This window comes from Streptosporangium nondiastaticum (genome assembly GCF_003011965.1).
Taxonomy (GTDB): domain Bacteria; phylum Actinomycetota; class Actinomycetes; order Streptomycetales; family Streptomycetaceae; genus Streptomyces; species Streptomyces nondiastaticus.
The window spans coordinates 1-666 of sequence record NZ_PXWG01000331.1 but is presented as its reverse complement, the minus strand read 5'-3'; the positions used below and the strand labels follow the sequence as shown (position 1 = coordinate 666).

The window sequence follows — 666 nt, the reverse complement described above, 5'->3', positions numbered from 1 at the left end:
GCCGCGGCGGCCGGCACCGTCGTCCTGCTCAGCGGCGCCGCCGTCCTCCTCGCGGGCTCCCTCGCCGTCCACGCGGGCGCCGCCCGCGAGTCCCTCCTGCAGATCACGGCGGCCTGGTCGGGCCGCGCCGCGGTGCTGCTGCTGTGCTTCGCGCTGCTGCCCAACGCCGTGGTCTGGGCGGCGGCCTACGGGCTCGGCCCGGGCTTCGCCGTCGGCGCGGCCGGCGCGGTCGCGCCCCTCGGGATCACGGCCTACCCGCTGCTGCCGTCCTTCCCGCTCTTCGCGATCCTCCCCACGCCGGGCCCCGCCGAGCCGCTGCCGCTCGCGGCCTCGGCCGCGGTGAGCATCGCCGCCGGGGTGACCGTCGCCTACGCCGCCGTGCCGCGGCGCTCCGCGGACCTCGCGCGGAGCGGGGCGGGCGAGACCGCGGGCATCGCCGCCCTCGGCTCCCTCTTCTGCGCGCTGGTCCTCACCCTGCTGGCCTACGCGGCGGGCGGTTCGCTGGGCGTGTCCGTCCTCGCGACGTTCGGGCCCTCGGGCCGGCTGGTCGGCGCGGCCGCGCTCGCCTGGACGACGGCCGTGAGCGTGCCGGGGGCGCTGGTGCTGCGGTGGCTGCGGCGGAGGGTCGCGCTGGGCGGCATGCCGGCCGAGCGGCTCGCGGAGGTC

1 protein-coding gene is annotated in these 666 nt (G+C 80.2%); it reads left to right on the top strand.

Annotated elements, in window-relative coordinates; genetic code table 11:
- The coding region (locus B7P34_RS37990) for a cell division protein PerM (RefSeq protein ID WP_223268622.1) at positions 1-666 on the top strand (666 nt) is incomplete at both ends.